Source organism: Gelidibacter sp., assembly GCF_035515035.1.
GTDB lineage: Bacteria > Bacteroidota > Bacteroidia > Flavobacteriales > Flavobacteriaceae > Gelidibacter.
On sequence record NZ_DATJCA010000061.1, the window covers coordinates 1 to 8,219 of the forward strand.

An 8,219-nucleotide genomic window follows, 5' to 3' on the forward strand; every position below is an offset into this window, starting at 1 on the left:
GCCTTCAACTTCAAGGCCCAGATCAGTAAGGAGTTCGCCTGTTTGCTCAGGAGTCCAATCAATATTTACAAATTGCTTTAACCAATTATATGAAATCTTCATTTTTTGAGTGTTATGCTACAGGGTGATGTTTCGAATTTCTTTTTCTACGCTTGAAATTATCTACATGCAACCCAATGTTCCGTCTTGTTTTCAAATTTGGCGTAAAGATAATAATAGTATGTAGTTATAGAAATGGTAAATAATTTTATTTTGTACGATTATTAGCTTTATTTTAACCGTCAATTAAAAAGTCCCAAATACAATATGAAGTTTTTGCTTATCATTTTATCTGTTTTCACTTTGGTTTCCTGCAATAAGGACTATTCAAAAAAAATGCAACATGGGCATTGGCTGGGTGAGTTACAAGTTACTGACGACGAAATTTTACCTTTTAATTTTGAGGTTACGGCGGACAAGAGTTTAAAGATTTTGAATGCAAAAGAAGTCATTTTAGTGGATGACATTACCTATAAAAACGATTCTATATTTATAAAGATGCCGGTTTTTGGAAGTTATTTCGCTCTGAAATTAACGAAAGAAGGCATGGTAGGCAGTTTTATCAATGAGGGAATGGATACAAAGATGCCGTTTAAAGCGATTTATGGTTCGAAAGATCGATTTGAGGTCAAAGAAACGCCTACAGCGAATATCTCAGGAAACTGGGAAGTGGCATTTACTCCTGAAACCGGTCAAGAAACATATGTTGCCAAGGGCATTTTTCAGCAAAAGGAACAGAAGGTGACCGGGACCTTTAGAACTCAAATAGGCGACTATAGATTCCTTGAGGGCGTCATAACCGGGAATAAGTTGAAAATGTCTGCATTTGATGGATCCCATGCATTTTTGTTCGTTGCGACAGTTACGGACAGTATCCTCAATGGTGTTTTTTATTCCGGTAATAATTGGCGTGCAACCTTTGAAGGAAATCGAAATGAGCATTTTGAACTGCCCGATGCCACGACACTTACCACGTTGCAGCATGAGGAGGCGTCATTTGACTTTAGTTTTCCAGATGACGCCGGACAAACGATTTCTTTAGCGGATGCCCAATTTCAGAATAAAGTTGTTGTGGTGCAACTTATGGGGACTTGGTGTCCAAATTGTTTGGACGAAAGCACTTTTTTCTCTGAATATTCTAAACTAAATTCGGAAAAGGATGTCGAGTTTGTAGCGCTGGCTTTTGAAAACGCTAAGACAGATTCTCTAGCCTTTGAGGGTATAAAACGATTAAAGGATAGATTGGGGATTGAATACCCTGTTCTATTGGCACAATATGGAACTGCAGATAAGATTGAGGCGCAGAAGAAATTACCTATGTTGAAGCAGGTGGTTTCTTATCCAACCACTGTCTTTATTGATAAGACAGGAAAAGTCCGAAAAATCCATACGGGTTTTAATGGTCCGGCAACTGGAGAAAAGTATGTACAGTTCAAAAATGAGTTCAGAACCTTTGTGGACAAACTTTTGCAAGAGTAAAGCTGTACCTACACTAACACTGCCTACTGAGCTAGTTTATATAAGTAAGATTAACATAAAGACTTTTATTTTTCTATTGCCGATGGCGTCGTTCTATAAATTCCATTGGTGCTCAAAATAAGTTTTTTATCATCGCCATTCGCGCTGCAGCTGTATAGGCTAAATGGTGGCGGTCCGTTCAATCCAAGCACATGGAAAATCAAGCGGTCTCCGTTTGGAGTCCAAGTGGGCACACCATTGACTTTCCCATCATGTAATACTAAAACATCTTTTGTGCCATCAGGTTTACATTTATAAATATCATGGTTTTCATGCCAGATCAGATTGAAAAAAGGGCCTTTACTGTAAGCAATCCATTTGCCATCTGGCGACCACGCCGGGTCGTAACAATAAAGATCATCATAAGTTAATCTAATAGGGTTTTCCAATGCCATTGTAGAATAGTTGAGCGTTGCTTGATAGATTTCAGCTTTTTCTGGATTTGTAGGAAAATTTAAATCCGAAGGCCCCACATATGTGACCTGACGTCCATCAGGCGACCAAGCGGGATCAGCGACGTCATGCTTAAATTTGGAAACAATAAAAGGATTGCTTCCGTCGGCGTTGAAGACCACCATTCGCCCTCGTGATACCATATCGTTGATGGAGGGGTCTGGACATTTGGCGCTTGCCAATATCTTTGTGCCATCTGGAGACCATTTTGCATGCGCTTGAATTTCCCATCCGTAGGAATGGAGGGGTACAATGACACGACCGTTTTTGCCATCAATATCAAAAACCATTAATTCGCAAACCTCATAAGAGTTAAGGCCTGCATTTTTTGGAGAGCGATAGCATAAAAACTTAGTTTTATCAGGATGCACCTTGATCCACCAATAATCGTAGGAAGTGTCATTGACCAAATTGGTTTCCTCGACTCCGTCATAAGAGTAAACTTGTAAATTTCCATTTTCCTTTCGGTCGTAATAATAGATTAGAGACTGGTCTTCGTCGGGCGGTATGACTGCGGCATCTTCGGTAGAACAAGAAATTAAGCCAAAGGATGCCATTAAGAAAAAAAGTATATTTTTCATGAGACCATTGTTTTTGATAATCAAATATTTACACAGTCTAGACTATAAGGCAAGCGGACATCTAAGTTAGCTTTTTAAATTTAATGCACCATTAGTTTTTTCAGAAAATTGCAGATCAAACTCGCCGCCAGCGTCACGCTTTCAGCTCTTAGCTACCCATGAATGCTTTCGCTCTTACCATATTCTTTAATCAATTCGCCTTCAAAATCTACGAGTTCTTTCCAACGCTTGTCAACATCAATGTCTTTGCCATATTTGCGCGCATAAGTGATGAAAAGTGTATAATGTCCCGCTTCACTTACCATTAAATCATAGTAAAACTTAGAAAGCTCTGGGTCTTCCACATGTTGTGACAACATTTTAAAGCGTTCGCAGCTTCTGGCTTCAATCATGGCCGAAAACAATAATCGATCAACCATGCTCTGCAATTGGCTACCGCCTTTGTTCATGAATTTATAGAGTTTGTTGACGTAGCAGTCTTTTCGTTCCCTTCCTAAGGTGTAGCCTCTCTTCTTAATGAGCTCGTGCACCATTTGAAAATGTTCCATTTCCTCCTTGGCGAGTTCCAATAGGTCCGTCACTAAATCTTCATATTGCGGATTTAAGGTAATGATGGTTATGGCATTGGTAGCAGCTTTTTGTTCACACCACGCATGGTCAGTCAAAATGGCCTCTATATTATCCTCAGCAATGGCAACCCATCGCGGATCTGTTTCTAATTTTAAGTGTAGCATGTCATATCAGTGAAAAATTAAACTTCTCAAATCGGCTTCGAAGATAGTCATATTTCTAGATGTCGTAGAAGAGCAGTAAATATGAAGACACTTTGATTTATATCTCCGTACACGTCGTTTAAGGTATTGAAACACGACGATGTTGCTTTTGTTCAAAATAGTTAAGTTGATTTACAGTCAAGTATTGACAGCAAAGAAATTCCTCTAATTGCTCATGACATAATCATAAACCGTTTTAGATATTTTAGCCAGTTTTGCAGTGCCTTGGTCAAAATCATTTAGGTTTTTCGAGAGTAAAACTAATATATAAGCACGGCCATCAGGTAAGTAGATAATTCCAGCATCATGGTGTACACCAGTTATAGAACCGGTTTTGTGAGCCACTTCAACCGCTTGAGGTAAATGCATCGGAATGACCTCGTTATGCTGTTGCTCTTTTAAAATAGCAATCATTTCTTCGCAATCTTCTTCTTTACCAGCAGTATGTGTGGCAATGGCTTCCATGATTATCATCAAGTCCCTGGCGGTGGTAGAATTGCTCAAACCTTTATCATATGCTTTTTGATCTTCAACGCCCCTCAAAACGTCTATGTTTTTTGCACCTAGATCCCGCATGGTTGCCGTTGTTTTTTGGGCATCAACCAATTCAATGAGGATGTTGGTTGCTAAATTACTGCTTATGGTAACCATGCTATGCATCAAATCAGTGAGCGCTACTTTTGTGCCTATTTGACTGTAGATAATATCGTCGCTATCATCGGTGATATCCATGCTGTATAAGCTGCCGTCCACAATGCTTTTGAATTCATTTTTCAATAAAATCGAATCCTTCAGATTTAATTTTCCTTCGGAAGCTTGTTTAAATAACTCGATCATTACGGGCACTTTCATAGTGCTGGCCGCATGAAATTTTTCATCAACATTTATTAACAAGCTATCCTTAGGCTCGTATAGACTATAAAATGCCACAGCGACAGTACCATCTATTGAATCAATTTGAGCCTGAATGGTTTTTTCTAAAGTTTCTTTTTTAGAGTTTTTTTCTTGACAGGAAGAAAATAAAAGTGATAATGAAACGAGTGCAATGGCAAAAGTAGTTTTTAAGGATTCCATGATTTAATACGTTTTTGTTCTATGTTGTGAGGTAGGAATATTGATGATATTATGGTGAGGTTAAAGCCAATTATTTTGGATGAGCCATTCCGAGATAAAATCTGAAAAGCCATCAACATCCCTAGGTGTATTACAAAGAATAATGAATGTGATCTCTTTTTCGGGCACAGTGACATAATTACATAAAAAACCACCTTGGCTTCCGGTATGGCCCACCGTTTTGAAACCATCTGTTGTTTGATCAATAAACCAAGACCAGCCTATAAATGGGGGCGTGGCATCTTGCCAATTTGGCCATGGTTTAATAGTTCGTGAATCTTCTAAAATAGATGCCGAAATAAATTTGTGTTCCTGCAGGGCCAATTCATATTTGGCCAATTCATTTACTGAACTCCAGACGCCGCCATTACCGGCCGCTGCAAAGGTTGGTTCCTCACCATAATCTTTTTCAAGCCAATTTCCATTGTTTTTTATGTAGCCGTGGGAAACACCAGTTTCAGGGTGTGGCCCATCTGTAATGGTGCTTGTTTTCATTCCAGAAGGTTTAAAAATGTTATCTGCAATATATTTTTGCCATTTCATTCCGCTCACCTTTTCAATAATCAGTGCCAAGGCATTGTACGCTGGGTTGGAATAGTCGTAGCGCGTGCCAGGTTCAAAATTTAAATTTTGTGCCTGGGTTGTGGGATACCAGTTTTCGACATCTTTGGCGGTCAAGTAAAATAACGAATCTGTTTTGGTTTCCCTAGTATCCTGTAGACCAGAAGTGTGGGTGATTAAATGTTTGATTTTTACTTTTTCGGCAATTTCCTTATTTTTAAAATCAGGGAAGTACAGTGTCATGTTGTCTTCCACCGAAAGTTTACCTTCATCCTGTAACATCAAAATGGCATTGGCAACAAACGTTTTTGAAATGGAGCCAATATTAAAAAGGGTGTTGGCGTCGATTTTGGTGTTGAGTGCGAGATCGGCAAGCCCGTATCCTTTACTGAATACGATGCTGTCACCCTTCATGATTAAGATCGCTCCACCAGGTTCGTCAGCTGGCATTTTTTTAGAAAAATAGGCATCTAATTCGCTTGTGCCTATGGTGTCTGTTTGCACAGGTGTTTTTTTGTTGTCCATGCAGTTGAATGTTATCAATGCTGTGGTAATTGATATAAAAAAACATAATTTCCTCATTTTATTTAGTTTACATGTTATTCCAACGATATTTTGGTAGGTTATTTTTAAAATTTAAATCCCGTCTGAACTGATAGGCGGATATGAACTTTAAGGCATTTCACTCAAATTTATGAAAAATGTGATACGAAGTCCTAGTTTTGACCTAAAAACCATTGGAGATCATAGTTCAGTCGCCTAATCTTCTGAAAACTGAGGACAACAAAGCTATGAAATATAATTCCAAATATTCTTATATTTTGTCAACTGGGCGTAAGTATAGCGCAGGACTTTGTGCTCAGGAAGCGATAATGATGGATCTGCTTTTAAAATCTCTTTCGCGTGATGGCGTGCATGTTGAAGAATGTCTTTGTCTTTAATAACATCGGCGATCTTAAGGTTTAAGACCCCGCTTTGTTGAGTGCCCATTAAATCGCCAGGACCGCGTAGTCGCAAATCTACTTCTGCTATTTCAAATCCGTCATTAGTGCTAACCATCGTTTGTAGCCTGGTTTTGCTATCCTCACTGAGTTTGTGGCTAGTCATCAAAATGCAGTAACTTTGTTCTGCACCTCGACCTACACGGCCTCTTAATTGATGTAATTGAGATAGTCCAAAGCGTTCTGCACTCTCAATAATCATTACGGAAGCGTTAGGTACATTTACGCCCACTTCAATAACTGTGGTGGCTACCATTATTTGGGTTTCACCTTTAACGAAACGTTGCATCTCAAAATCCTTATCTGCCGGTTTCATTTTTCCGTGGACAATAGAAATTTGATAATCGGGCAATGGAAATTCCCTGACAATACTTTCGTACCCATCCATCAAATCTTTATAATCCATGGTTTCACTTTCTTGAATCAGCGGATATACGATATAAATTTGTCTGCCCTTTGCGATCTCATCGCGGATGAATCTGAAAACTTTCAACCGATTTTTATCGTAGCGATGCACCGTTTTGATGTTCTTTCTTCCAGGTGGTAATTCATCAATTACGGACACATCCAAATCACCATACACCGACATCGCCAAGGTTCTCGGAATGGGCGTTGCGGTCATGATTAAAATGTGCGGAGGTGAGGTGTTTTTGTGCCATAATTTACTGCGTTGTGCCACTCCAAAACGATGCTGTTCATCAATGACTGCGAGCCCCAAATTCTTGAATTTCACCTTATCTTCAAGGAGCGCATGAGTGCCGATTAAGATGTCCAAATCGCCATTTTCGAGCGCTTCATGAATTTTTTTTCTTTGTGAAGTTTTAGTTGAACCAGTGAGTAGTTCTATTCTGATGTTCAATTTATTACATAGCTCCACTAGTCCATGATAGTGTTGGACTGACAAAATTTCAGTCGGTGCCATTAAGCACGCCTGGAAATCGTTGTCAAGTGCGATTAACATTGACATGAGCGCTACTATGGTCTTTCCTGAACCTACGTCTCCTTGTAATAAGCGATTCATTTGTGCATTGCTTCCCAAATCGGCCCTTATTTCTTTCAAAACTCGTTTCTGGGCGTTGGTTAAATCGAAGGGTAAATGCTCTTGATAAAAGGTGTTGAAATAGTGTCCGACATGTTCAAAATTATAGCCTTTTATTTTCGATTTATGGATCAGATTTTTGATGATCAATTGTAGCTGAATATAAAATAATTCTTCAAATTTAAGGCGGAATTGTGCAAGGGATAACAGCGCTTGATTTTCGGGAAAATGGATATTAAAAAGCGCTTTGCTTTTTGAAATTAATTTGAGATCGGAAAGAAGGCTTTCAGAAAGTGTCTCTTCAAATCGTCCCTTTGTTTCCAAAAATAATTGTTGCATTATTTTATTTAAAACACGATTGGAGATGCCTTTGTTTGCCAGTTTTTCGGTGGACGGATAAATTGGTTGCATGGCAGAACGCAAGTTTTTTTCGTGCTCTTCCAGCAGTTCCATTTCAGGATGGGGCATGCTAAAAACACCATTAAACCAATTGGTTTTTCCGAAAATAACATATGTTCTTCCAAATTTAATGCTGTCCCTAATCCATTTATGGCCTCTAAACCACACAAGTTCCATACTGCCCGTGTCGTCTTTAAAGGTAGCTATCAAACGTTTGGCGCGTCCTTCTCCAGCTTCTTTCAGACTCGTAATCTCACCGGTAATCTGGACGTCAGCGCTATTGCGCTGTAATTGGTTGATTTTATAGTATTGGGTTTTGTCAATATAACGGTTGGGAAAAAGGTTGATCAGGTCTTGATAGGTATGAATGCCAAGTTCACTACGCAGCAAACTTGCGCGATTTGGACCTACGCCTTTGAGGTAATCTATGGGTGTTTGAAGGTTGGTGTTCATGTTTGTCTTGCGAAGCACTGAAGTCCATTAAATGACCACTGGTTTGGACGTTGTGGTACCTTTATGTCTCCTTTGTGCAATAGCTATATCGCAAAGTTACACAAAGAAATAGAAGTTTCACAAAGGGTCAATGGCATTACAGAATTATCGTTTTTATTTTCTTATTTTGGTCATATCTTAACTAAAATCCATAAATGAAGATTTTTTTTTTACTTTGTCTTGTTTTTAATTTCGGAGTGCTTTCTGCGCAACAAACTGATTCTGTAGATTTTAAAAGGCTTAAAGCAGA

At 38.9% G+C, this 8,219-nt stretch carries 6 protein-coding genes; 1 reads left to right on the forward strand and 5 read right to left on the reverse strand.

Features of this window, described 5'->3' with window-relative positions; all coding sequences use genetic code 11:
* The first annotated feature begins 306 nt into the window (after positions 1-306).
* Complete coding sequence (locus tag VLZ86_RS05100; RefSeq protein WP_325449393.1) at positions 307-1,518, forward strand: TlpA disulfide reductase family protein; 1,212 nt, start codon at positions 307-309, stop codon at positions 1,516-1,518.
* A 65-nt stretch (positions 1,519-1,583) separates the two neighbouring features.
* Here the strand turns inward: VLZ86_RS05100 and VLZ86_RS05105 are convergent, their stop codons facing one another.
* From VLZ86_RS05105 to recG, 5 genes are all read right to left on the reverse strand, one after another.
* A complete protein-coding gene (locus tag VLZ86_RS05105; protein ID WP_325449395.1) occupies positions 1,584-2,591 on the reverse strand; it encodes a hypothetical protein in 1,008 nt (335 codons plus the stop codon).
* Positions 2,592-2,743: 152 nt separating this feature from the next.
* Positions 2,744-3,325 (reverse strand): tRNA-(ms[2]io[6]A)-hydroxylase, encoded by a 582-nt coding sequence (locus VLZ86_RS05110; RefSeq protein ID WP_325449397.1) that lies wholly within the window; start codon positions 3,323-3,325, stop codon positions 2,744-2,746.
* Between the two features lie 204 nt (positions 3,326-3,529).
* Complete coding sequence (locus VLZ86_RS05115) at positions 3,530-4,438, reverse strand: serine hydrolase (RefSeq protein WP_325449399.1); 909 nt, start codon at positions 4,436-4,438, stop codon at positions 3,530-3,532.
* A 60-nt stretch (positions 4,439-4,498) separates the two neighbouring features.
* Entirely contained in the window at positions 4,499-5,563 is a 1,065-nt protein-coding gene (locus VLZ86_RS05120; protein WP_325449401.1) for a serine hydrolase domain-containing protein, read from the reverse strand.
* Between the two features lie 264 nt (positions 5,564-5,827).
* On the reverse strand, positions 5,828-7,930 hold the full coding sequence (recG, locus tag VLZ86_RS05125; RefSeq protein ID WP_325449403.1) for an ATP-dependent DNA helicase RecG: 2,103 nt from the start codon (positions 7,928-7,930) through the stop codon (positions 5,828-5,830).
* Between the last annotated feature and the right edge of the window lie 289 nt (positions 7,931-8,219).

Excerpts from the sequence above, each read along its gene's own strand:
- VLZ86_RS05100 (WP_325449393.1), top strand. The coding sequence starts at position 307 with ATGAAGTTTTTGCTTATCATTTTATCTGTTTTCACTTTGGTTTCCTGC.
- VLZ86_RS05105 (WP_325449395.1), bottom strand. The coding sequence starts at position 2,591 with ATGAAAAATATACTTTTTTTCTTAATGGCATCCTTTGGCTTAATTTCT.
- VLZ86_RS05110 (WP_325449397.1), bottom strand. The coding sequence starts at position 3,325 with ATGCTACACTTAAAATTAGAAACAGATCCGCGATGGGTTGCCATTGCT.
- VLZ86_RS05115 (WP_325449399.1), bottom strand. The coding sequence starts at position 4,438 with ATGGAATCCTTAAAAACTACTTTTGCCATTGCACTCGTTTCATTATCA.
- VLZ86_RS05120 (WP_325449401.1), bottom strand. The coding sequence starts at position 5,563 with ATGGACAACAAAAAAACACCTGTGCAAACAGACACCATAGGCACAAGC.
- recG (WP_325449403.1), bottom strand. The coding sequence starts at position 7,930 with ATGAACACCAACCTTCAAACACCCATAGATTACCTCAAAGGCGTAGGT.